The 25,899-nt window shown below is 44.4% G+C and carries 12 protein-coding genes; all 12 read right to left on the reverse strand.

Annotated features, from left to right (window positions below; all coding sequences use genetic code 11):
• Window positions 1-1,515 (reverse strand): RagB/SusD family nutrient uptake outer membrane protein, encoded by a 1,515-nt coding sequence (locus AC1DCV_RS08555; RefSeq protein ID WP_477022805.1) that lies wholly within the window; start codon window positions 1,513-1,515, stop codon window positions 1-3.
• A 31-nt stretch (window positions 1,516-1,546) separates the two neighbouring features.
• On the reverse strand, window positions 1,547-4,660 hold the full coding sequence (locus tag AC1DCV_RS08560; protein ID WP_477022806.1) for a SusC/RagA family TonB-linked outer membrane protein: 3,114 nt from the start codon (window positions 4,658-4,660) through the stop codon (window positions 1,547-1,549).
• A 50-nt stretch (window positions 4,661-4,710) separates the two neighbouring features.
• A complete protein-coding gene (locus AC1DCV_RS08565) occupies window positions 4,711-5,745 on the reverse strand; it encodes a DUF5007 domain-containing protein (protein ID WP_477022807.1) in 1,035 nt (344 codons plus the stop codon).
• 5 nt (window positions 5,746-5,750) lie between these two features.
• Window positions 5,751-6,407 carry a fasciclin domain-containing protein gene (locus tag AC1DCV_RS08570; RefSeq protein WP_477022808.1) on the reverse strand — a complete coding sequence of 219 codons (657 nt, stop codon included), beginning with the start codon at window positions 6,405-6,407 and terminating at the stop codon, window positions 5,751-5,753.
• Between the two features lie 12 nt (window positions 6,408-6,419).
• Window positions 6,420-7,943 (reverse strand): RagB/SusD family nutrient uptake outer membrane protein, encoded by a 1,524-nt coding sequence (locus AC1DCV_RS08575; RefSeq protein ID WP_477022809.1) that lies wholly within the window; start codon window positions 7,941-7,943, stop codon window positions 6,420-6,422.
• A gap of 52 nt (window positions 7,944-7,995) precedes the next feature.
• Entirely contained in the window at window positions 7,996-10,974 is a 2,979-nt protein-coding gene (locus AC1DCV_RS08580; protein ID WP_477022810.1) for a SusC/RagA family TonB-linked outer membrane protein, read from the reverse strand.
• 883 nt (window positions 10,975-11,857) lie between these two features.
• On the reverse strand, window positions 11,858-14,374 hold the full coding sequence (gene galB / locus AC1DCV_RS08585; RefSeq protein ID WP_477022811.1) for a beta-galactosidase GalB: 2,517 nt from the start codon (window positions 14,372-14,374) through the stop codon (window positions 11,858-11,860).
• A gap of 95 nt (window positions 14,375-14,469) precedes the next feature.
• Window positions 14,470-16,326 carry a glycoside hydrolase family 97 protein gene (locus tag AC1DCV_RS08590; protein ID WP_477022812.1) on the reverse strand — a complete coding sequence of 619 codons (1,857 nt, stop codon included), beginning with the start codon at window positions 16,324-16,326 and terminating at the stop codon, window positions 14,470-14,472.
• 152 nt (window positions 16,327-16,478) lie between these two features.
• Window positions 16,479-18,974 (reverse strand): glycoside hydrolase family 2 TIM barrel-domain containing protein, encoded by a 2,496-nt coding sequence (locus AC1DCV_RS08595; RefSeq protein WP_477022813.1) that lies wholly within the window; start codon window positions 18,972-18,974, stop codon window positions 16,479-16,481.
• Window positions 18,975-19,005: 31 nt separating this feature from the next.
• Window positions 19,006-21,516: a beta-galactosidase gene (locus tag AC1DCV_RS08600; RefSeq protein ID WP_477022814.1), complete on the reverse strand. Its 2,511-nt coding sequence runs from the start codon at window positions 21,514-21,516 to the stop codon at window positions 19,006-19,008.
• 102 nt (window positions 21,517-21,618) lie between these two features.
• A complete protein-coding gene (locus tag AC1DCV_RS08605) occupies window positions 21,619-23,814 on the reverse strand; it encodes a hypothetical protein (protein ID WP_477022815.1) in 2,196 nt (731 codons plus the stop codon).
• Between the two features lie 337 nt (window positions 23,815-24,151).
• Window positions 24,152-25,894 (reverse strand): RagB/SusD family nutrient uptake outer membrane protein, encoded by a 1,743-nt coding sequence (locus AC1DCV_RS08610; RefSeq protein WP_477022816.1) that lies wholly within the window; start codon window positions 25,892-25,894, stop codon window positions 24,152-24,154.
• Window positions 25,895-25,899 lie beyond the last annotated feature (5 nt).

A 25,899-nucleotide genomic window follows, 5' to 3' on the forward strand; every position in this document is an offset into this window, starting at 1 on the left:
TCAGTTTGTCCAATAATTATTCAGCTTCATCAAAGGGTTGTTGTCCATCACAGACGTGGCAAGTGGCCAGGTCCATCCGCCACGTGCAAACTGATCAACGGTCAACGGGGTATAACACCATTTCTGGTCCATTACGCGGCCTGTTCTCACGAGATCAAAATAGTACAACCCTTCTCCCATGAGTTCTTTTGCCTGTTCCAGGTATACCGCCTGCCGCAGGTCATCCCCACCAGGCCCGGTGTACCTCGGTGCGCCGGCTCTGTCGCGGATCATATTCAGCAGGTCCGTAGCGTCCTCCGTTTTCCCGGTTTCCATCATTGCTTCAGCAGTCATCAGCAGCGCGGTGGCATACCGGAAGATGATGATATTGTTGTCCGGGTTCACGTCCTCTCCATGCGAAAAAACGCTTGAAAATTTGATAAACTGAAATTGTCCGTTGTCTGCGAACATAGACTGGTCGAACCAAAAATCCTTCCGGCGATCCGCCTGTCCATCGGGATAAAGCATGTGAAGAAACGAGGCCCGAAAAAAGCCAAAACTATATTCATGTCCGGACCGTGGTTGCTTGTAGGGATAGTGCTGCACCATATCCGAAAACGGCGCATAGGCAGTCAACGTTTCACCATAATTGAAATTCTGTGCAACTTCCACCAATCCTTCTTCGCTCCTTCCTTTGAAGATAAGCTCGGAATTTTCTATAGGCAGCAATTTGTAGGAAGCACTTTGAATCAACTCTTTGCCATATGCGACCGTCTTTCCGAAATAATCCTGCTTTTTCCCTTTATCAAATCCGGCATTCCACAAATTCATGTACATCAGCAATGCCAGTGCTCCTCCTTTTGTAGCCCTGACAGCTCTTTTAGCGGGATCTTTATACGTCCATGGAAGATCGTCCTTCCTTTTGTCCAGTTCTGAAATACAATTATTGATGACGGTCACCATATCCATTCTAGGCAAAGGCGTGCTTAAATAAGCTTCTGTATAATAGGGAACATCTCCATATAACCTCACCAGGAACAGATAGGTCAGACATCTGATAAACACGGCTTCCGCTTCATACTGGTGGATGTCTGCAGTTGACAATTCCGGAATGGAATTTCTGCCAAGTTCTTTTTCCAGGATGTTGGTCGATTGAATAACCCGGTAAAAATCCTTCCATTGGGTCATTGCGGCAAAGTTGAAGCCACTGTTCCACTGAGCATTGGCTGCGATCAGGCCCAGCAGGTTGTTCCGCGCGCACACATCTATATAGGCGCGTTGATTCTGATCCGTTTCAGGCGACATTTTCACCTGGCCTCCTCTCAGCTCTCCGGAAGCCGCCATAAAAGAGGTGGTCTGTAACTTATCCCGGAACTGACCATAAATATCACTTACAAAAGATTCAACGTCCGAAGTTGACTTCCAGTAAGCGTTTCCGGATAGTTTATCCACCGGTTGAACAGTGAGGAACTTCTTGCATCCGGAGGAAAACAAAGTCAAACTCAGGAATATAACAGCAGTTAATTTCAGTTTCATAATTAAAAAATTGAAGGAACATATGATCAACTCAAAAATCCACGTTCAGACCCAGGTTATAAGTATGTGGCACGGGATATCCATCTGAACGGTCACGCCCGAGATCCGTTACATTTTCCKGGTTAGGGCCGCGGTATTTCGACCACGAAAACAGGTTGTTGACCGAGCCATATACTCTGACAGAACTCAAGCCAATATGCTTTGTCATTTCCCTGTTGAAAGTATAGGACAAAGACGCGGTATTCAGTTTATAATAGCTGCCTGTTTCCTGGAAAAGACTCTGATTAGCTCTGTAAGGCTGGGTGAGCGGCGCACGCTTCCAATCATAAACATTCGCAAAGCCGGCGTTATCACCATTCTTTTGCCAGTAGGTTACATCGGGTGGCAGCACGGTAATGGCATTTCCTTTAAATGGACTCTGTAAAAACTGCATCCGCTCCACAAGCGCGCTGTTAATAATATCCCTGATGAGCGTGAAAGAACCATTTATATTCAGCGAAACACTTTTATACTTGAAATAAGAACTAAAACCGCCGGTGATCAGTGGCATACTATTTCCCATAATAACACGGTCATTATCTGAAATAATATAGTTACCATCCAGGTCGCGGAATTTAGCATCCCCTGCGTGGAAAGGAACACCATCGGGGGTATGTAGATAGATACCAGTAGCAGGATCCAAAGGCACATCATCATTTGTTGCATACACACCCTGATTCTGATACAGGTAATTGCTGAAGGTATTACGTCCTACCCGGAGATAAATATTATCACCGGAGAGAAACTGACGCTCATTGCCAGGTAACCGCGTTAATACATCTTTATTCAACGCTCCGTTGATGGAAAAAGTCCACTGAAAAGCGCTACTCTTTGGTAAAGGACGGAAGGTAAGACTCAGCTCATATCCATAATTGACCATACCTACCTCATTAGTGATCACCTGATCGAATCCGGCGATATCAGGCAATGGTTTACCACGTGTGAGAAAATCCACCTGCTTATAATAAGTATCAAATATGAGTTCTATACGGCTGTCGAAAAAGCCTGCCTCGATGCCTATATCATATTGCGTGGTGGTAGTTGGCCTCAGGGAAGGATTGGGCAAAGTCCCGAAATTGATACCAATTCTTGATACATTATTATAAGTTTTCCTGAGGTCGTACTGACCCGAAGAGGAAAAAATATCACCATTGGGAACAATATTTCTTCCCCAGCTAAAACGAAGCGAGCCAAATGTGAGCCATGCCAGGTCTTTTGCAAACTGCTCTTTATTGAAGTTCCAGCGCAATCCTAGCGCCGGGTTGGCGGAGTACCTGTTAGACAGACCACTGGCCGAAGATCCATCCATACGGTAGCTAAAATCAAAAATATATTTCTTTTTAAAATCGTAACTGAAAATACCAGCAAAAGACGCCACATGATTTTTATTATATCCCAGCAAGCCTCCCCTGGAAGTAAGACCATCTGCACCCAACGGCCCCTGGAACTGATCGTTCGGTGTCTTTTTCTGTTTGATCACTGCCTGTTGAGAAGCGGAAGAATATATTTCGTTGGAAAAAGACAGGAAAAAATTATGTGTTGCATTAACAGACTTATAGTAAGACAAGGCATTCCTGTTGAAAAGCGTAAATGAGCGATCGTTATACCCATACGCTTCTGAGAAATCATTGTTCGCAGCTGCAGGCGTAAAGTTATCTTCCGTATTAGTACCATAATCGTAGCCCAGGCTGGACGACAGCGATACGCCTTTGTATAATTCGTAATTCACATCCAGATTGATATGATAATTGCCGCTTTTGTTATCATTCTTTGTATTAAGAGATGATAAAGCACTATTGGTGCTAAGGAAATAACTGGGCGGTGGTAGCAAAGAAGATGACTTACCATCTGTTGCTACTCCTTTCTGCAGTAACCCTGATCCTGAGCCTTTGTTCCTCAGGCCGAGAGAAGATGACAGCGCTGCAAAAATACGGAGCTTCTTCGTTGGTTTATATTCCATATTCGTGTTCAGTGAATACCTGCTAAAGCCGGTATTCCTGATCACTCCGGACTCATTATAATAACCAAGATTAACTTTGTAATTGAATGTAGGATCTCCCCCACTGATACCGACATTATGTGTCTGATTAAATGTATTCCGGTAAAAAACTCCTTGCCAGTCTGTACTATTATTATAATAGGGATTCAGACTATCTGCCAGGAGCGGCGTGTAAGCAATATTGTAAATATCGTCCAGCGTACCATAATTGAATATTTCAGCCAGGCGAAAATCCCGCTCCGATTTTCCTCCCATAGTTGGCCGCAGCTTAGGTACCGTGTTCAGGAAAAAATTCCCGGTATATCGTACAACAGGCACCGGTGAATTACCACGATGCGTATTAATAATGATCACACCATATGCGCCGCGCGAACCATATAATGAAGTGGCCTGTGCATCTTTGAGCACTTCTATGCTTTCAATATCTTCAGGAGGAATAAGTGACAGCGGACTTACACCGGGACCTGCTGTTTGAAATCCATAATCAAAATTGGTATTTGCCTGGATCGGCACACCATCTACAATGTAAAGCGGAGAAGTAGGTGTTAGAAATGCATCATCACCTTTCCCTGTTACATTAATGGTGGACAAGCCACGCAGCATAACAGAACCTCGCGCACCGGGGGCGCCGGTATTATTCTGGATATTAAGCCCCGCCACTTTACCCTGCAGTAACTGCTCCACATTCGACACCGGTATATCCTGCAGGTCTTTACCACTTACAATGACTGCCGCACCGGTTACAGATTCACGGGTCTTCTTCTGGTAGCCCACAATTACTGCTTCGTTCAGTTTATTTTCATTCACGCTCATTTGCACGGTTATCTCCCTCCGGGAGCCGGGCTTTATCTTAAAATCAGAGTATCCTAAAAAACGGAATACCAATGGGGTACCGGGATCCACCAGTACGGAGAATTCTCCGCTGCTGCCTGTAACTCCTATTGGCTTGAGAGGGGCACCACCCAAAATGCTCACTCCAACCATTCTTTCATTTGAAGTGGCTTCCCTGACAACTCCTTTGACGGCCACCTTATTCTGCGCGGCAAGCGTCTGCCCTAGCATCAAAAGGCAGCAGGTCAGCATTAACCGGGTATAGATAAATTTCATCTGAGGAAATCATTTAAGTTTTAGAAAATATGGTTTGATGTGGCCAGATGTTACTCATCCCTGAACCTGGGGGTATCGTTATAAAAGTGAAAAGCTATTTCCCAATCCCCTTTTTCGTAAATATTAAAATTGAGCAACAAAGAAGATACAGATCTGATATTGCCTATACCAAGCCGGTCGTAGGAGAATATTACTGCGGCCTGGGAACCGTCATTGTTCGTAAAACGTGTTTTCAATTTAACCAGCGGAACAGGATACGCTATATCGTACGTTACGCCTGTTGCTGTTTTCCTGGGATTAAAACCGTGTACAATAGAGTCCCACGCCGTGCGGTTAAACTTTGCCGGATCTATGGGCAGAGAATCTTTGTCGAAAAACCGGAAGGTCAGACTATTGCCTGTTCCTTTCTTCGTAAAATAAACCCTCACCTGTCCGGAAGACAACGACTTCCCGCTGACATCTCCTGTAATATTCGTTACCGTAGGATTTACATATAGCAGGTTACCGTTACCATCTTTTTTAGCCAATCCGGTAACCGGGTCTAACTGGTTAGGTTCGTATGCCCGTTGCCGGTAGGAGATCAGTCGCAGATCCTTATAAGTACGGTGGCCGCCGGAATTACTCACTTCTACGTCGAAAATATATCCTGAATCGGGCAAATGTGCCAATAACTGATCTGTTGCACCTGCCCATAGTACAAATTCTCCTGAATGTGGTCTTACCTCCCACAGCCGATGCTTCTCCGGTCCTCTCTTTTGGTCAATTTCATCCAATGTTTTTTCCAATCCCGTATATCCTCTCTTCCAGGCCAATACATCCACACTATCCTTAAACACATCGGTTAACTTTCCACTGCTGGTGCGCACGTTTGCTACGCTAAAATTCAGCGGAAGCGAGGATTGCCCGGGGTTAAAGATGTTCGCATAAAATGTGGTTCTACCCAATACCGGGTTAAAGGTGGTAGAAGTATAGATCGCTTTGTCGCTCAGAAAGTCAAGATCTTCGGGCAGATTTTTTTTACACGATACCAGCAGTAAAAAAAACGCTGCATACCCAAAACCGCATAAGTATTTATTAACTGGCATTTTTATTATTTATTTAAGCGTAGAATGAATTCATCAAATCCAAAAGCATGATCCTCTCTGAGTACATGCACTATACCTGTGGTAGTGGCAAGGTTAACAGATTGAGTGCTGGTGGTTACCCAATCACGGTTATACTTTGACTTCCTGGTATCACTATACTCGAGGTAAGAGGGCCCTCCTCCAATAAACCCTTCTGAATTGGTGGTTCTCCGGCGCCCATTCATGGGATAGTTATACTTTACTGTATACATAGTAATACCATCCGCATAATTCATATCGTCTGTGTTGAAGACCCGCCGGAGAATATACTTCGTCATCATCGTGTCCAGCTGTGCGGCGTCGGCCTGTTGTAAATAAACCGGCGGAAGTTGTTTAGACTTCCGGATAGCGTTGAGGTTTTGCAATACAAATCTGAAACTTGTATTGGTAGGCGCAAACAGCGTATACTTGCCCGTTTTCAGCGTATCCGACAAATGAAGTCTGTCCAGCACCAGCAATAAAGAATCAAACCGGCCGGTATTGCTTTTCAGATATTCATAAGTGGTCCCCGGGAATAAGTGCCCGGTGTTACTGTAGTTATAATCGCCGCCGTCCTTTTTACAGGCAGCAGTGAGCAACAGGGTTGCCAATATCAGCACACATGGATTTTTAATTGTCATCATAGATCCGAATAATTATTTCCAATATGGGTTTTGCTTAATGAGTGGATTTTGACGAAGTATATCAGCTGAAACCGGCCAATAAATTCCGCCTTCGCTGATGAGTTTCATAAAAGCAGGATTATTACGTTTGATCTTATTATACCTTACCAGGTCAAACCATCGATGTGCTTCCCCCATCATTTCCTTTCTTCTTTCCAGGAAAATTGCATCGATCAGGTCTTCGCTGCCACCTGCTTTGAAACTGGTTACGTTTCGAATTCTTCTCATACTATTCAGGGCGTCTATGGCCCCGTCAAGACTGCCTGTTACAGCCAGCGATTCAGCATATAATAAATCTATTTCTTCCAGCCTGGTGTAAATAAGACAACTGGAATACAAACGGAAGGAAGGATCTGTTCCGCCTTTCTGTATCACTTTGATCTTGCAGAAAATGGGAATGTCGCTATTGAAATTGGAAAACCATCTGTCGGTATAGTTAGGCTTACCAGTAAGGGTATCGAGTGAAAACCGCAGATCTGATGGTGCGGAAAAAACAGATAAAATTGAATCCCGTGGAACAAATATATCCGGCAATGATTTCCTGACAAAAGGTTCTGCCAGTGTAAAATCTTCTATATGGCCTTCGAAAGTGGCGTCCTGGTTATCAAATTCAAAATTAAGACCGAAAAGCTGGTTGGTTTTGTGCCCCTGGAACATCCCGTTGGGGGCGGAAATCCAATAGGTATCAGGCTCAAAATACATTCCGCTCTTGTTGTAGTTGTCCAGCACAAATTTGCTGTAAGTAGCGGCCGATCTGTAATCACCTTTCCAGGCAGCCAGGTGAGCCAAAACACCATAAACAGATAATTTTCTCGCCAGTACGCTCATCCATCTGGAGCCAGGTTCGTTGTAGTAGTCACCCAGTTGCTGCGGATCACCGGAGCTGTAATTGTATGGCAGATCTGCTGCGGCTGCCAGCATTTCACTCTCTGCAAAAGCAAGTATTTTATCTTTATCTTCTCTTGGCCTGTTTTCAAACGACCCGTCATGCGACTGCTGAACAAAAGGAACATCGCCCCATACAGTAACGAGATAAAAATAGGTAAAGGCCCTTAGAAACCTTATCTGCGCTATATCTACACGCATATTCTGGTCAGAGTATTTAGGATCGTTCTTTTTAACGTCTCCCACTCTTTCCAGGAAAATATTGGATGCATTAATGACGGCATAAAATCGTCTCCAGTTGGTTAATGCATTGAACAGAGGATAAGCAGCATTTAGTTTACCCTTGATGACAGCATCGAGATCGGGTCGTTGTACGGAAACGAAATCTCCATTCCGCAGCTCTCCATACATCCAGAAACAGCCATTGTCTGACAACGCAGCTCTTAATAATCCATAGGTACCCATCAATGCGGCGCGCGTGTCTTTATAGGAGGTCCAGAAATTCTTGTCTCCAACAGCTTTAGTGGAATCAATATTCAGTTCCTTTGTACAAGCACATAGCAGGCACGTTATTAATAGTCCGGTAAACAGCGTCTTATTACGTATTTTCATCCGAATAATCATTTATCTCTATTAATCAGTTTTAATAAAACCAGCGTCCCCTTTACAATTCAACTTTAAGTCCCAGGGTGTAGGTCCTGGGAATAGGCAGGCCATAGCCTGTATCATACCCGTTGAAATTGATCAGTTCAGGGTCACGTCCGGAATAGCGGGTGAGTGTAAGCAGATTGACGGCGTTACCATACACGTATAATTTTCTGACTCCAGCCAGTCGTTTACGCCGTTTCCACCATCCGGTACCGGTGAGATCATATCCCAGCATGACACTGCGGAGCTTTACGAAGGAACCGTTTTCAAGAAACAGATCCTGATCTGTTCTGTAAGGCACCACACTGCTCCAGGGATTATAAACCGGGTATTTCGAATAATCACCGGTTTTAGACCAGGAAGTAATTTCCTTCACGGCATTCATATCAAGCGTACTTTCCCTGTTGATAAAATCAAACTTGTCCGACATATTCTTGTTGAGGATGGTTCTACCCAATACGGCATACAGGGAGAAGCCAAAGCTGAAGTTGCCGTAAGTAAAATCGTTGCTCCATCCGCCGGTGAAAACAGGCAGGTAATGGCCGGTAAGGGTTTTGTCTTTATCGTCAATAGTAAAATCACCATTCTGGTCTTTCCATTTCGGATCGCCTTTCGTCAGTGGAATCCCCTGGTAATTCAGCGGTTGATTGGTTTTGGGATCTACAGGTACTTCATTTCTATCATTGTAAATACCTTCATTTTTCAGCACCCAGAACTGGTCAATTGCTTTTCCTACCTCCAGGTGGCGGTCACCGATGGTTATTTGCTGCAGTTCACCCGGCAGGGCCAGTAATTTATTGCGGTTAACGCCGGCGGTAAATGAAGTATTCCATTGCAGCCTGCTGCCGGGTTTCAATGGCCTGTATGCTACTGTGAGGTCCACGCCTGCATTTCTTACCACCATTCCATTCCTGAACTCACCGGTATATCCATAATCGGAGAAAGCAGGTACACCGATCAGCATGTTTTTATCAGTTCTGCTATATGCGCCGATATTAAAGGAGATCTTTCCACCGGCAAGGGTAACATCCAACCCGGCGTTTAACTGGTCGCTATAGGGCCAGGAAACGCCATTACCGATATAACCATAGGTATAGGGACGCATCAAAGCGGAGATGCCGCCGTAAGAACTAATGACTGGCTCCTTTGTCCAACCCATATCAACGGTATACTGCGGGCCCTGGGCAAATCTGTCGTAGGTGAGCAACCGGCCTATCCGGCCCCATCCTGCAGAAAGAGCAGCATGGTCTATCAACGGGCAGTTACCCAGCAATGCCGGCTTCATTTCCCATTTCACGCTGGCGGTAGGCGATACAAACCACCGGGAGGCCTCCTGCATATTGGACGATGCGTCTGAACGCAACATCAGTGACACTTCCACCTGCTGCATAAAGCTATAACTCAGGCGACCGTATAGTGATGCCAGTCTTTGCCGTTCCTTATCAAGGTATTTATAGACCAGCTGATACAGGAATGCTTTAGGCTCCAGGGACCCATCATCCTTCTGATCAAGCTGATTAATCCTGATCAGGTCATTAGGGCCTTTATAAGCATAGATATAGTCATACTTGTTCTGATCAAACTGCAGGGAATAACCGGCATCGAACTTTAGTGAGTGCTGTTTTCCCCACGGAGCCGCAAAATGAATCGCGTTGTCGAAGATAACGCGCTGTCCATAGCCTGCGAAGTTGGACACAAAGTTATTGGTCTCCAGCAATGTTCCCGGATAGAAGACATCTCTCATATCTTCATTGTAATCGAAGGATAGCTGCGAAGTAAAATTAAAGGTTTGCGTAACATCCGCTTTCAGTCTGAAGAATCCGGCGAAAGCGTTTGCCTTGTTATTGTCGTACGACTTGTTTACTGCCGTCAGGTAGGTACCGTAGTTTTCTTTATTAGGAGACAATGGGTTCGTCAGATCAGGGAGGTACCTCATTTCTGCGAACCTGTCGCGCAGGTAAGTGTTTCTTTTTCGCTCCAGCATGGCGCCGTTCAGCATGGTCGACATCGTCAGCCACTTCAGCGGTTTCATGTTAATAGAAAAATTAGCCGTATACCTGTCCATCCGGGTATTGTCTGCCGGATTTGCATTGCGCACGTTGCCAATACTGAACCGGAAATTGGCACGGGGATAACCGCCGCTGATATTAGCATTAATACCACGGACCGCCGCATTATGATAATACAGATCTGTCCAGTCTGCAGGACCATAATATGCAGGATTGGTAGAATCACGCAGGTAAGATGGATACTTTTTCAAATCTGCGGCGCTACCGTATTTGTCATAAAACATGCCACGGAAACTGTTTTCTGTTGCCGCATTCATCGTGTTAGTATGCGGCTTCTGCGCAACTCCGAACCAACTATTGATGGAAATACTACTACGTTGTAAAGATGCCTGCCTGGTATTAATCTCTATTACACCATTCACTGCCCTTGGCCCATAAACAGCGGCATCGGCGGCATCTTTAATAACCCTGACAGATGCGATATCGTTTACGTCTATACGATTCAGCATATCTGTTGCTGTACCCAATCTTACATAACTGTACTTCTGAATATCGTACACAAAAGGATGAGGCGATACTAATGGTATGCCATCCAATACCACCAGCGGTTGGGATTCATAAACGTCTTTAGGATTGGTAAAAGGTACGGCACTACCCCGTATCAGCATATCAATGGCCGTTCCGGGCTCTCCGGAAGATTCACGCACATACAGACCGGCGACATTTCCCTTCAGTAATTGTTGTATAGCCGGAAAAGGGAGATAATTTAACCTGGAACCGTTGCTGTCTAACCTGATGACTATTGACGAAGAAGTTTTTATAGCCCGGAGACCTGATAATGTTGGCACATTTGCAGTATCCATTAAGGCAGGTACTGTGTCTCTGATGCCTGGTATCATACGCGAACCGCCACTCCATCCATATAAGGTACTTTGCAGACATAGCGATAGCAGGCACGTAAAAGAAATACGTACAGATAAAAGCATAAACAATATTTAATTAAATTAATACGGGTACCGCAGCAGTAGACGGCAACCTGCATAAAAAACTATCCCCCTAAAAGGATCCTGGAATCAGAAAAATATGATGGCTAATGGCATTGCCAGGGAAGCAGACATCGGGAATTATTATTTACCAATAAAACTAGTTGTTCATCAGGATGATGAAATTGTGTACAATTGATCTTCATAGTTTATTTTTTCATTAATTCACATAAAAAAGCAGCAACTGCCAACGCATCTAACAATGCAAAGCCTGACATTCGCAATAAAAATTTTGGTTCAGCTACTTTACTTCACTGAAAAATGAACACGGCAGGGCGGCAATTGATTACGATCCGTAACTTTCTTCTGATATGGCTGACTGATCCTACACTTCAGGAATGGCTACATCCTGCAAAGTGCACTATTGAAACATCTGTCCTCGCGTGCGCTGATAAATACAGCAAACTACAATCAATATTGGTTCATCATATTTAATAAATGAACAAGGCAAAAAATTATTATTCCTAACAATAATCAAACTGGAATTAATGGAAAAAAATCGCTCGGCTTCAAGATCAAACCCAATATACTTTTTCTATCCTGACTACTACAGCTTATATTAACACGTATATAACGGGAATTACAATGACATAAAATTATGTTATTAAAACAATCACCACTCACAACATCTTAACAGAAACATGTGTTTTTTTTGCTTTGATGTAAAATTATTTCTTCAATAAAACAACCTGCTATTCAACTATCGATTGCATGTTGACGACATCATAAAAACGGGCACTAACACATATATGGCGCACAAAAAAACCGGAGCTAAAATCAGCTCCGGCTATTTGTAAAAAAGGGCACCTAATCTGAAAGGTATCGTTTACTTTATTTTCACGGTCGTTACGGCCTTCTTTAAGTTCCCATCACTTTCTGCCGTCACTTTTATAACACCTGCAGCACCTTTCTTCGCCCGGATGATCACCTGCGCCATTCCATTGTAGGCCGCACGTTCCCTGCTTTTAAAAGATACCAGCGAGGTGGCATCGCCATTATCGGTAGCCACGATCTCTCCCGGACCTTCTATAGAAAATTTCACCAGCGGATGAGATCCGGGGACTGTCATCTTATTTTTATCCACCACCAGCAAGGTGATATAACACAATGCGGTACCATCTCCTGGTACCGTTTCCGACTCCGGTTTAAGCACTAAACCATTAGCTTCTCCGGTAGTTTTTACTACATCAGTGGCCCAATACTTTCCGTCCTTATAAGCTATCACTTTTAATTCTCCCGGCTGATATCTCACACTGTCCCATACCAGGCGAAAATCTATTCCCGGCGTTTTAGTTTTCATGCCCAGGCTTTTCCCATTTAAAAATAATTCCGCCTTATCACCCGAAGTATACACATGCACAGGCACCAAAGAATCCACTCTTCCGGGCCAGTTCCAGTGAGGCATAATATGCGCCATCGGATGTTCGGGACGCCAATGCGCCTGATAATTATAAAACCTGTCCTTAGGAAAACCACATAAATCTACTATGCCAAAATAACTGCTTCTGGATGGTGGATTTTTTCTCCGTATTTCAGCCAGCGCTTTTTCCAGTTCCGCCCGCTTTGCGGTATCTGTTCTGAAGTTCAGTAAATTCGTTTCATCAGAATTAAATGGTGTAGGTTCTCCCAGGTAATCGAATCCGGTCCATACAAATTCTCCTAACAAGTGTGGATATTTTGCATTAATACGGAATTGTTCATCCGGCGAGCAACCCCACCCCGGCCATGCTACATCATAAGACGTTACCTGGTAGTTGTTATAATTTTCACCAAAAAAATATTCGCCTCTGGAGCTAACACAGGAAGATGTTTCACTTCCCATGGTAGGTTTGTTCTTATATCTTTCGTCATGATCCCATTTCGCCTGTTGAGAAAAGAAATAGTTGACGCCCATTACATCCAGTGCCATTGCTGCGCCACTGGCCCTTCCTCCATCGGGATCGTTATACGCATTTGAAACCGGTCTTGTCGGATCTTCTCTATGTACAATATCCGCCAGCTCCTTCGTCAGGGCAACATCCTGCTGATCCATTACTTCATTGCCTATAGACCACATGATAACAGAAGGATGATTCCTGTCTCTATGCAGCATGGCTACCAGGTCTTTTTCATGCCATTCCGGGAACAGCTTGTTATAATCATTCTTACGCTTACCATGCTTCCATGCATCAAATGATTCATCCCATACCAGTAATCCCATCTGGTCTGCCAGTTCCAATAACTCCGGGGCAGGAGGATTATGAGACGTACGTATGGCGTTACACCCCATACTTTTCATGATCGCCAACTGGCGGCGAAGTGCGGTGATGTTAATAGCCGTGCCGATGGCGCCCATATCGCTATGCAGACATACCCCTTTAATATCGATACGTTTACCATTCAACTGGAATCCGTCCCTGGCAGTGAAATCAAGTTTTCGGATACCAAAAACGGTGTTATAGATATCCTTCTGTCCATCCGGTGTATACACCGTCGTTTGTGCGATGTACAATGCAGGATGTTCCAAAGACCAAAGCGCCGGATGGTCTAAAGTCAGTTCAGCACCGGTATTCCTGAAGCTGTCAGGAGAAAGTTCAAACGATTGTGGACTGATAGCCGCTATTTTCTTTCCTATATTTTTCCCATCGGGAGAAGTATAAATAACCGTGCTTACAAATGTCTTTACAGGTACCTCTCCCTGGTTTTCTACCCTGACATCCAGTTTTATATGAGCCTGTTTATCAGAAATGTTGCTGGCAGTGATGTATGTACCCCAATGCGCAATATGTACAGGGGTCGTTTTCACCAGCCACACATGCCGGTACAACCCACCACCCGGATACCACCTGGAATCCCAGCTTTCTGTATCAAGTCTTACCGCCACTATATTCTTTTCTCCGAAATGCAGGTACGGTGTAATGTCCATGCGAAATGAATTATAGCCGTAGGGCCATGTTCCCACATAATGACCGTTCACCCAAACTTTGGCATAAGCCATCGCTCCATCAAAATCCAGGAAGATCTTTTTATTCTTATCTTTCCCTGGTATATCAAACTGCTTCCGATACCAGCCTATTCCTTTCCAGGGTAGTTTTCCTGTATTCCCACTTAATTCAATTCTAAAAGGACCTGCTATTGCCCAGTCATGTGGAAGATCCAATTGCTCCCACGCTCCATCTGCAAAGCCTGATTGTTCCAATCCAGCGGTTTCTGTTTTGACAGTACCATCTGTTTGCGTACCAAACCGGGCAAAACGCCAGTTAGCATCAAAAAGTGTCACATCTTCACTTCCTTCCCTGATGAAAGAAGACTGTGCGGATGCATGAAGTGTACACAAGGCCAAACAGACAATTATCAATTCCATTCTCCACCTTCTTATCATAAAAAATAAATATTGTCCGACTAAAGTCGGGGTTTTAAAAATAAAGGCCGTCCATTTACACCATGGTTCTCCTGAAATCATTTCACCTTTTCCAGCAAAATACAAGCTCCGCCTCCTGCTGCCAGCTCAACATCTATAAACTGCTTACGTGTAACCATTGAAGTTATTACACTGTATTTTTCTTTGTTTACCAGGTAACTGGCATCTTTTCCATCCTTTATGATCAATGCCTTATAGTTTCCCGGCTCTGCAAAGTGCAAAGGAATTCTCAATACTCTGGGACTTTCATTCGTTGCTGCAGCAATCAGCCAGTTACCTGTGGACGCCTTACGCGCCATTACAATGTATTCACCAATTTCGCCACTCAACGTTTTACTTTCCATCCAGGGCATTTGCTGAGATGAAATGAATTTCAAAATTTCCGGATATTTATTATAATACTCAGGAATGTCGGGGATAATGGTGGCCCCGGAAAAAGTAATAAGCGTGCGTGCAGCCTCCGCCACAATAGTGGACGGCACCGGACTACCATTATCCACCCGGCCTTTTTGGGTCATATCAACCACACCATTACTCATATCTAAAGGCCCTGCAACCATATTCACAAATACCGAGGTAACAAATGTTTTTGGCTGAAATACTTTAGCCCCATCCAGTTGAGCCTGACAATATTCACGGGTAACTGCATTGGGCCATGTACGCATTTGCCCGTAAGGATGAACAGGGTCGTCATGATAATCTACCATTAAATGATGCTGTGCACATAATTTCGTGATTAACCTGGTTCTGATATTTTTTTCTTCAAAACTCCCCTGCATAAATCCGTACTTAACACCTACTGCTCCCCAATCGCCATACTGTTTTATAATGCCCGCAATAGGATAATTTTTCCCTCCTACATCATTCAGGTATAACCAGATTCCCACTCCCTTTTCTTTACCATATTTAATAAGCTCGTTTACTTCTGCAGCTTTTCCCCCTTTTAAAGGATCCGATTCTTTATTGAACTCCGGACCATACCAGTTAGCATCTAACACCAGCGAAGGAATTTTATTGACAGCTGCAAAATCTACCATCCTTTTCCATGATGGGAGCGACATCTGGTATTTAAATCCATTCACGACTGCACCATTCATTCGCCAATCCCAAAGTGCCACCCCTGGCTTTACCCATGAAAAATCAGATCCTGACTCCGGATTGGGGTTGAGCAATTCCAGCAAATGGGAATCAATCAATTGCCCCGGTGTTCTCCCATACATAATTACACGCCAGGCCCTGGCTCTTTTAGAAGGCACCAGCATTGATGCACGCCCTGCTACCGGCTGCAACAATAAAGGCTCCCCGCTCTCCAGATCTGCTTCATGAATAGCCATATATTGATTATCAGCGGCCTTAATAGTTACAATGGGCCTGCGAATGCCTTTGGCATCCAGTAACTTTTCCGGGCCAATATTATGATTTTCCCCATTATAATACCAGGCATCGTAATTGCCTGCGAAATTGAATTCAGTCAATTCAGTTGCACTTTGTCCATCTTCATATCTAAAAGCAATACCGTCATTATATGCCCTCGCTCTTATTGTATAAACATCAAATACAATCTTTACTTCCTTATATGCGTCATGCACTATACTCCTCTTACCCCAAACTGGTTGCCAAACCGTGTCAACAAGCTTCAGTTGTTTAGATTTAAACACTGGTGCAGTTGAAACATCCAAGCCCATTCTTGAAGGTTGCAGCAAAAGTTTACCATCGGCCATCAACGAATAAAAAATAGTACCATCCGGACCGGCAGTAAACAAAACTTTCAACTTCCCATCAGGAGACCTGAGATCTGTCAATTTTTCCTGACTTTGAGAAAATGAAACATTGGATAGAAGACTAAAGGTCACTAAGAGAAAGAAACTGATACTGAACAATTTGAAAGTTCTCATGATGTATTATTTATAGCATAGCGAAAAGCTTTACTTCATTACCTAAACAATAACCAGATCATACGATGATTTGTATAAATTGTTGCAATGGCTCCGCCGCAAGCATTTTCCACTATACTGTTGCTTTATTTTAAAAAGTGAATACTGTTATATCAATGCGTACTAACATTCAGATGACCTGCATTTAACCCCTGCACAATCGCACTCAATTTTACCGTACCTTTTTCAGTACCGGATCTGAGTAAGAATGTAGCAATTCCCGCCTCTGCATTAACACTATCCGGGCTCACTAATTCCGCATCTCCGGAAACCTTCAGCGTTACAGGAAGATCAGCAGCTGATACCAGGTTATTATGTTCATCTACCAGTTTCACGTATACAAAGATCACATCTCCGTTGGCATTAAAAGGCTTTCCATTGATCCCTGTTTCCAGTACTGCCTTGTATGGTTTTCCCGGTGTAGTGACGCTTTGCTGCGCGATTGCTTTTCCTGACCGGAATCCAACAGCAGTAAGAGTTCCCGGAGCATACGCGATATTACCAAAAGTAAATGGAGGATGCTCCAGGTTATTGGCGTTACCACCGTTAAAATATAATCCTTTTTTATTGCCGCGGCCCTCATGCGATGTTTCCGGTCCGCTGTCAGGCTTTTGAGTGCGCAGCTTCCTGCCATTCAGTAACAACGTAACCGAATCACAATTGCTATAAACAATCACTTTAGAACCGACTGTAGGCTGATCCCAGTTGCTGGCAATAAAAATCACCGGGCCGGTGGAGTTAGTTACATTTTTATTAACTACAGGCGGTTGCTGACTTTTAAAAAAATAATAACTGTATTTAGGAATTCTGAAAATATCTGCTACACCCCAGCCTTCGATACCTACTACACAGCCGGCCAGCCCATCATAGAAAGCCCAGGTCAGGTCACCAATTGAATGAGGATAACTTTTCCTGTTTTTATTATGCTCCCATTGCAGGTTCCACGCCTGTTCCAACATGCCGTTTTCGCCGGCGCCTCTCAGTTGCCGGGTAGAGCTATTACCTCCCCCAAATTCATAATCACCGTACTCCCTGATCAGGAATGCCTTGTCTTTGTAGGTAGTATTATTTCTGCTCCCCGGATCTCCGTTCCAGTCGTCATACGGTACATCCCAGCAGGCTTTTGTAAAATAGGAATCTCCGCTGGTGAAAAAGTTGGCTGCACCTCTCCATTCTTCACGGGCCACCTCTGCCTGTTTGCATCTGAAAGCGGAGTCCGGGTAGGTTTCATTCAGACTCGTTTCCCATAACAGGATGGAAGGATGATTACGATCCGTCCTGACCATCTGCCGGATATCCTTCATCACATTCGCTTCAAACGATGGATGTTTGTTAAAAAACTGCCAGCCGGGAATACAATCGATGATTAATATTCCCAGTTCATCCGCAGCGTCCAGGAATGCCGTCCCCTGCGGGTAATGGGCAATTCTTACAGCGTTCATCCCGGCTGATTTTATCAGCCATGCATCCCTGTAGGAAGCTTCATCAGACAATGCATTGCCTATATAAGGATAATTCTGGTGTCGATTGGTGCCCACCAGCCGGTAGGGTTCCCCATTAATCAGCAACCCCTTCTCCTTTGTTATTTCAAATGACCGGATACCTATTTTCGTGATCCGGGAATCCGTCAGAACATCATCTGATAAAATACTTGTTTTAAGCGTGTACAGCACAGGATGATCAGGATGCCACAGGGACGGCTGATCCATCTTCAGGGATTGCACATATTGCTTATCTCCTTTCGACTCCAATTGTAACGGGTCACTTTTCACCAAAACAACCCGCTTTCCGTTCTTGTCTAAAATCTCCTGCTGAATAATAAACCGCTTCCCCTGCTGATAATTATTTTGCACGTCTGTTTGTACTTCCACCACCGCTTTTGCCTTTGTCACAAGGGGATAGGTGACAAAAATGCCTCCACCCGCCTGCTTACCGGCATTGATAGCATTCGTTACATGCAGCCGGTTTTTTACTTGCAGAAATACGTCTCTGTAAATACCTGAATAATAAACAAAATCAAGTTTCTGAACGGGTTTACCTGGCGGCACTACCGGATTCGCCTGATTGTTCACCCGCAACACAACTTCATTTTCACGTCCATAAACAGCCTTCCCGGACAGCTCTACCACAAATGGCAGATATCCGCCTTCATGGCGCCCTGCATACCTGCCATTTACCCAGATATCGCTTACCTGCATTACGCCCTCGAATTCAATACTAATATCTTTATCCGCTAATTTTTTGTCGAGAAAAAAACGTTTCCTGTAAAATGCCACTCCTTCACGTGGCTTTACAATAACCAGTGGTTCAGGAAAAGCAGTATGAGGGAGCCTTATAGACTGCCATTCCATTTTTTCCACCGTTTCCAACACCACCGACAGCATCGTATCTTTTGATGACAATGATGCTCCTTCCACATTTTCCTTTTCAATCTTAAACTGGTCACTCCAGTTTACGCCAAGCTTAYGGAAAGAATCTACCCGGTTCTTATCCATAAATTCAACGCCCTTAAACTGCCAGTTGTCATTAAACTTCGTGACTTGTCCCCAACTGCGCTGCACTCCTGATACCAGGAGTAAGAAGGATAGGCCGATTATATTTTTAACCATACTTTATAATTTCCACGGATTGAATTTGCAATTATTTATTTGCGGCATAAGGGCGAATCTCCATGGCTTTCAGGAACGCACCACTTTCAGTTTGCCGCAGTCCCATCACCAGCACATTTTTACGGGCAGTCCCGAAATTCAGCCAGCACTCCGGCAAGTAGAATTCACGCTGCGGCCCGGCCTCCCAATGCCTGCCGATATTGTGACCGTTAAGCCACATATACCCGTTGCCAGAAGCACTGATGCGGGCCAGCCAGGAACTTTCCAGCGCCGCCTTATCTGCAGGTAGTGAAAATTCAACCCTATACCAGGTAAAGAGTCCGTTCATTGGTTCTCTTGGTTGAATAAAATTGCCTTTGCGTGAGATCTCTGTAACAGCATCCAACAAAACTATTTTCCAGCCCGCAGGGACATGAGCCGGTAGCTGGTAGCCCAGTGAAATACCGGCTGCATCTGCTGCATACTCCCACTTCAATGGATGCGTAAGCGTTGTATCTGTTAATGACAACCCTGCTTTTCGAATGCCTGCCAATTCCTCCATAGGTACATAACCATGTGCATGTCCCAGATCTTCATACACCACATTTATTTCATTATTCCCCGATTTCAGAAGACCTGATACATCAAAGCGGTTATCATATTCATCGGGCTTTATCCTGTCGTAGCAGCCACGGGTCAGCCAGGTTTGCGCATCGGCTTTTTCCGGGAACAAACGTTTGGCCGGCGTGCCATTTACCGAAACACTGACAATATCACGGGTGAACATATTAAAGAGAAGATATCGCTCATTTTTTACCTGCTGATCATCCAGCTTTACTTTAGATCGGTAAAGACTATACCTGAAATCGTTGACACCCAGCTGTGTTAATGATGCGCCTTCCGGTAACGCTTTCCACCTGGCCATAGCGAGCGGATCATCGGTTTTCCGCGCAACATCAATTCTTATCGTTGCGGGGGAAGGCAGCTGAGAAGCGGTAGTGGATAACGCTTCCGGATACCACACACCGTTCTGAGGAGCAGCGCCGGGAGGAATTACCAATACCTTCGCTCCAAGCGGTTCCAGGTGGCAGGCGATGGATATATTGTCCAGTTTCAGACTGTCGGCAGCGGGGTTACCATCCGCTGTTTTCATCTGCACATGTTGTCCATTCTGATCAATGTTATAAATAGGTTCGGTTGCTTTCGCAATGCTGCCAGGTACAATATCTGCCTGTCCGTTGTAGCTGGCTTTAGCATCACTGTTATTCAGGAAGATGAATTTTGTACCATCTGGTGCGATACGGATACCACCTGTAATATTTTTAGGAACGCCCTGTATATTACAGGGACCTCCTTTGGATCTGAGCAATGGTTGTTCGTACCGGTGAATGAAATTTCCGATGGAGGTAGCCGCATAATATTTGGGACTACAGATGCCGCTCTCACCAATGGCCGCGTTATAATCATACGTAGTCGTCATTCCCCTGGCACCCCAGCCGGCAAAGTGGGTACCACCAACAAACATATAATAGTTGATGCCCGTGCCGCCACCTAACAGCGTCATTAAAGAAATAGCATTAAAATGTCTTGCATCGGAAAAATGTTCTTCGCTGAGCCTGCCGGTTACGGTTGAAAACCATCCACCTTGCATCTCCGTTACAAAACCCGGAGCATCCGTTTGTCTTTTCCGAAGAGATACCATTCGATGTGCACACCCTGCAGCCCCGCTCTGATCAGTATAATAATTATCGCAATCAAATACCTGCGAAAGCTCCGGGTCTTTACTGCCGCGGCATTGACTCGTAAGACAAGTAAATACCGGCACATCTATGCCATTGCGTTTTACAGAACGATACAAGGCCTTCAAGAAAACGGCTTTATCCTTGCTACCATCGGCATCATATTCATTTTCGATTTGCAGCATAATGATGCCCTTACTGCCTTTGGGCTTCCGCGTCAATTGGTCTTTGGCCACAAATTTACAGACCGCATCGAACCAGTGAATGCACCACTTAATATGTTCAGGGTCAGCACTTCTTAACCAGAAATCGCCTTTACCAGGGCCATACATGGCCAACCAGCGTGGATATGCACCCCCTGACCACTCCGCACAAATAAATGGCCCCGGCCTAACAATGGTATAAAACCCAAACTCTTCATGTGCCATTTTTAACCAGGCGCTGAGATCAGAGAAATCAAACTTTGACTGATCTGTAATAGAAGCCGGTGCCACCCGCTCATGCCAGTTCCAGGGAATATAGGTTTCTACTGTATTGAAACCTGCCGCTTTAATTTTGCGGAACCGGTCGCGCCACAATTCCTTAGGGGTTCTGAAATAATGGAAAGCCGCGCTATATATAAATACATCCTTATTTTCAATCGTCATACAATCTCCATCATAGCGGATCCTTTCCGGATGAGGGAAATTTTTTACAGGAGGAAATCCCTGGGCATTTCCTTGCAAAGGAGCCAATACATAAGTGCTCCAAAACAGGCTTACTACAAGAAGCAGTGTAGTGATAATACGTCGTAGCAGCACCGTGGTATAAATAATAATTGACATAAACCGCATTTGAAACGATTACAGGGATCATAAAAAAAAACTTACCCAGTTATAATAACGTGGGTAAGCTGCCATCAAAAATTAACCGATCTAACAAAACGCTTATATTAAACTTGTCCTGGTACGTTTTAGAATTCTCTTCTTACCTAAGGAACCATCTGTATTAACAACATACATCCACCAGGTATTTTTATCTTTTTGCTCCAGGTGATATTTGTTTTCCTCTAATTTCATTTCTTCTTTCAACTGTGGGCTGAAAACGCCGGCCTTCCTCGCTTCTTCCCATACCCGGAAGGTTGTAAACAGTTCTTTTTTATCCGTTCTGTGTTCTATACTGCCCTGGCTGATACCTAACATATAAGTAGCGTCCCAGGCAACTGACTTGGCCTGCAAATTCTCTATCACCTGTACATTCCAGTCTTTCTGTATATTCTGAATACCAAATGTACAAGGGAAGTAATTACTGTTAAATGAATAACGGATATCCTTTCCTTCAATACCCCACTTATTATGCACCGGATCAAACATATTATTTCCTCCGCCCACATTGCAAACGCTCATGTAATGCCAGTTACCTTCAAATACGCAGGACCCCATCACTCTCAGATAAGGCACACCCATTTGCTTAAGATCTCCGAAAAGTATACGAAGAAATCTTTTGAATGGATATTGGCCATGACCCTGGTAGGTAAAACTCTCGAAACCATCGAAGTCAATAAAATTCATACCTCCATCGTGCAGCAGCCGCGCGTAAAACCGGGCATATTCATCGCCGAATTGTGCATCCGGAATGAAGCCGGAATAACAGTTCACCTGGAGTTTTGCTATTTTATCTCCGGCCTGATGAGCCGCTGCATTGGTTTTAAATGTACCTCTCTTAACCCCGGTTAAGGTATAAGGCTTAGTGGTAGTGACGCCACGGTATTCAATCAGTTCCTGACCAACCCTCAGCGCATTCACGGTATTCTGATCCCAGCCACCCCGTTCATTCAGATAGCTGGTATCGGCCACTTGTATAATAGTATCAACCGCTGACACCGGATTAACTATCTGTGTGGCCAATACGGTACATAATCCCGCATTAGGAACCGGGTGAACATCACTGCTGTGAGGCTGTACAAACTCCGTCAGTGTATGCAAACCATAAGCAATACCGTATTTATTGGTAAGGTCTGTTAAATCCTTAATAGGACGTTTTTCGTTATTAAGTCGCACAAATTTGCCGTCCCATCTGTCTGCAGGGTTTACATAATATTCTCCCAATCCTTCATCCTGTACCGCTTTCAGTCCAAGTTGATTAGCATAGGATACAAGGCTGTCGTGCGGGCCGGACCAAGCCAGATCAATTTCAAAATTGGCAGGATCTTTTACCCATTTACCGTTCCGGGTAACATAAGGCAGGCCTTCATTCTTCACTACTTTTTCTATTACTTTCAGGCCCAGTGAATCGGGGCAGGCATATAATGCGATGGAAGAACCAATATAATCTACATCTACCGGAGTCACCTCCATATGCCGGGGCGCCTTAATACCCGGGAAGTCGTTGAAAAGCGGATAGAAAATGGTAAATGGTTTCTTACGATTGCGGGCATGCATTGCGATGGAGATACCATAGGCAGGATCCAGTTGTGCACCATTTCCGTTCATGTACCTGTAATACTCTTCCGGGTGGGAATAGAACGCCACATCATTATTACCATCGCCTCCGATGCGGAACCGCTGCCCTTCCTTCAGATCGGCAGGCAAAGGATATTTCACAGGATCCGGGGTATGAATAATATAACTCGACTGAGACATATCACCATCGCAGGGAAGACCACTGGTTGTATTATCATCGAGGCCGAGCATTCCAATAGCAAAATTATCATCTCTTGCCACTGAAATGATTTCTCCAATATATTTCTTTATGCTGGTTTTGTAAGGCCCCCACACCACATTATCCACTCCATTAGCAGGGGTAAGTGACAACAATTCAAAGCGGAAATAATCTCCTTTGGAGTCTGCTTTTAATATCGCTACAGATCCATTGGGGTAAGTCAGTTGTAAATGGTTTTCTTTTTTCAGCCACTTTGCCCCGGAAGGATAAATCGTATGTTTATCTTTCTCTAATGCCAGCAGTGGGGAACTAAGTCCGGCCGGATTGTAGTCCTTGTTGGTAATGCGGTCTTTAATGCTGACAATATAACCGTCTTTGTTAACCACTAGTGCCGCGTACTTTGTAGACAGCCTGATATCCTGAGCCATGGTACTCTTTGCGAGTATCAGCGAAGAAAAGAGGAATCCTAATGCTATCAGCATCTGTTTCCTGCAATTAATTTTTTTCATTGCAATGTGCTAAATAATATATAGTAAAAAAGGGTGACGATACTTTATAATATCAGGGATTCACCATTAGATTTCAAACTTACAACAATGGATCAAGACAAAATATTCAACTAAAACTAAACATGTAAATATCCAATTGTTAAAAAGGAAAAACAACCTCAAATTTGCCCTCCATTGATGTTATATTGACGACCTATAAGGCAGGGCGATATAGCTATAGCTCTATAATTTATACTGATGAACACATATGAGGAGGATCATCGCAAGGCCAATTTAGTCATGCAGGGGCTTTCACCCCTGCACAGCAAGTTTACAATAATGGATCAAAAGTACCGCCCCAGCTATTATTCTGTTGCAGTTTTGCGTTTCTATCCAAACGGGATTTAGGAATGCCGTAGATATAGTATTGATCCTTAATAGCAATATCTATTTTATCAGTTGCTATTACGGTGATGATAAATTTCTTATACACCTGGTTGATATCATCCATAGGCAATACATCTTTTTCACCTGGTTTTAGCAGATAGGCTAATCCATGGCGTTGATGGAGGTTACGCAGGTATCCAAACATTTTCCAGCGTCTGAGATCATCCCATCTTTTTCCTTCAAAGCAGAATTCAACGAGGCGTTCATTTTTGTAGGCTGTTCTGATGTCGTCCTGCCCAACAGCGGTGATTCCATAACGGCCGCTTGTGCCTGGCAGTATATTTGCCCGGGCACGGATTTTATACAATACATCCAGGGCTTCATTGGATTTATTCAATTCGTTGGCACATTCACCATAGTTCATCAGCACTTCCGCAAATCTTATTTCCGGCCAGTCTAATCCGGAATTCCCTACGTTATCTTTATCGATTGTTTTATCAACCGCTTTCACTCTGTAAAAACTGGAATTTGACCAGAGAGGATCCTGAGTAATCTGGTTATGTGATCCTTCCAGGCCGGTATTACCCGAGTAATTGCTAATGCTTAAAAAATAAGTCCACAGATAAGTGCTATGGTCTCTCATACCCTTCAGGTATTGATTAGGAGCACCGTTGTAATAAATACTGGCGTAAAATCTGTCATCCCGGTTACGGAATAAGGTATCATACGACATGCTGGCCGGATTCCAGGCACTACCATCTTTCATAGGAAAGCTGTTTACCAGCTCCAGGGACGGGCGGTCGGCCCCCACACTTCCACCGGAAAAATCAAGAGGGATAAGGCCAGCCTGACTATAAGCGGCTTCCGGATAATGGTATCTTCTTACCATCACCACTTCTTTGTTGAGTTCATCATCCCAGATTTTGCTATAATCACCATATAATCCCTTTCCTTTTCCTTCCAGGTATTCTTTAGCTGCTTTATTAGCATCGTAGGCTTTCTGCCATTTTGCGGGATCATTGGAGGGATTAAACAGCGGGCTGGCAAAGAACAGGAGCACACGGCCTTTGAATGCCATAGCCGCACCTTTGTCGATCCTGCCAATATCTCCGCTGGTCCATGCATCGGGAAGGAGCGCAATAGCATCGTCCAGGTCTTTAATAACCTGCGTAACGCATTCAGACGTTTTACTTCTTGGTATGGCCAGTGCTGTCAGATCCTGAGTAGGCGCCTGTGCTGTCAGGATCAATGGCACACCTCCATAATTTTTCACCAGGCCATAATAGGCCCATGCCCGCCAAAAAAGCGACTGTGCCTTGATCTGGTTGCGGGAAGTCTGATCGAAAGTTGCCTTGTCAATATTGTCCAGCAGCATATTGACCGTGCGGATCTTGTCATACACGCCGTAACTATCGTCGTTGGAATCGAAGGTAGCCGTTCCGGATAACCACTGGTCTGTTTGCTTCTGATAGGCAACACCTTCATCGGTGCCATTAGCACTGCCAGAAGGATTACCCGGCATTAAATTAGCATAGACATCATCCAGGTACGCGCGGGCAATGCTGGAGTTGGTCCATACATCGGAAGGATTAACTGCTGTGAGGTTCTGTTTATCCAGAATTTTTGTGCATCCGCTAAAGCAACCGGCAGTTGCTATTATGATAGGTAGTATGAATAATCTTCTCATCTTTG

It is taken from the genome of Chitinophaga sp. 10T418, from assembly GCF_056394125.1.

Coding starts and splice junctions, on each gene's coding strand:
- AC1DCV_RS08555 (WP_477022805.1), bottom strand. CDS start 1,515: ATGAAACTGAAATTAACTGCTGTTATATTCCTGAGTTTGACTTTGTTT.
- AC1DCV_RS08565 (WP_477022807.1), bottom strand. CDS start 5,745: ATGCCAGTTAATAAATACTTATGCGGTTTTGGGTATGCAGCGTTTTTT.
- AC1DCV_RS08570 (WP_477022808.1), bottom strand. CDS start 6,407: ATGATGACAATTAAAAATCCATGTGTGCTGATATTGGCAACCCTGTTG.
- AC1DCV_RS08575 (WP_477022809.1), bottom strand. CDS start 7,943: ATGAAAATACGTAATAAGACGCTGTTTACCGGACTATTAATAACGTGC.
- AC1DCV_RS08580 (WP_477022810.1), bottom strand. CDS start 10,974: ATGCTTTTATCTGTACGTATTTCTTTTACGTGCCTGCTATCGCTATGT.
- galB (WP_477022811.1), bottom strand. CDS start 14,374: ATGGAATTGATAATTGTCTGTTTGGCCTTGTGTACACTTCATGCATCC.
- AC1DCV_RS08590 (WP_477022812.1), bottom strand. CDS start 16,326: ATGAGAACTTTCAAATTGTTCAGTATCAGTTTCTTTCTCTTAGTGACC.
- AC1DCV_RS08600 (WP_477022814.1), bottom strand. CDS start 21,516: ATGTCAATTATTATTTATACCACGGTGCTGCTACGACGTATTATCACT.
- AC1DCV_RS08605 (WP_477022815.1), bottom strand. CDS start 23,814: ATGCTGATAGCATTAGGATTCCTCTTTTCTTCGCTGATACTCGCAAAG.
- AC1DCV_RS08610 (WP_477022816.1), bottom strand. CDS start 25,894: ATGAGAAGATTATTCATACTACCTATCATAATAGCAACTGCCGGTTGC.